The sequence below is a fragment of the Vibrio sp. 2033 genome, from assembly GCF_033339735.1.
Genome location: NZ_JAWOVC010000747.1, coordinates 1 through 536, shown reverse-complemented (window position 1 = coordinate 536; position 536 = coordinate 1). Strand labels below are relative to the sequence as shown.

1 protein-coding gene and 1 pseudogene are annotated in these 536 nt (G+C 42.5%); both read left to right on the top strand.

Annotated elements, in window-relative coordinates; translation table 11 throughout:
* Positions 1 to 96, top strand: a pseudogene (locus R7P74_RS28870) (elongation factor P hydroxylase); the annotation flags it as partial.
* 24 nt (positions 97 to 120) lie between these two features.
* Positions 121 to 384, top strand: coding sequence for a YfcL family protein (locus R7P74_RS28865; protein ID WP_005479532.1), 264 nt, complete (start codon positions 121 to 123; stop codon positions 382 to 384).
* Positions 385 to 536: the final 152 nt, after the last annotated feature.

The window sequence follows — 536 nt, the reverse complement described above, 5'->3', positions numbered from 1 at the left end:
GCAGGTTTGCCACCGCGAGTGAAAATGCTTTCGGACGCCTTACGTGCGTTTTACCAAACTAAGCAGCTGGAAGCGTCTGATTTTAGCGTTAAGTAACCCAAATAACCTCAGAGAAACTCCATGATTATTGAATTTGAAGAAAAACTACTAGAACTGATTGATGCTCGTATTGAAAACGCATCTGATGATGAACTGTTTGCTGGTGGTTATCTACGTGGTCACATCTCTCTGTCTGCCGCATCTTGTGAAGAAGACGGCATCAACGATGTTGAAGAGCTAAAATCTCGTATCGCGAACAGCCTAGAAGAAGCACGTGCAGAACTGACGCCTGCGGATCGCGTGATTGTTAGTGATCTATGGCAAGAACTGCAATCACAAGCATAATATCTACGAATTGCAGTAAATGAGTGCTCAGTGTAGCTGAATGAAAGCCTGTTAACCTTGTTGTGACTATTTTTTTCAACGGGTTATATCAAACGTCACCTTATTCTAGGCGTGCTTCTTGGCTATTTCTGAGCATATCTTTTCTATCGTTA

Bases quoted from the DNA above. Each gene is read 5' to 3' on its own strand.
- R7P74_RS28865 (WP_005479532.1), top strand. From the start codon at position 121: ATGATTATTGAATTTGAAGAAAAACTACTAGAACTGATTGATGCTCGT.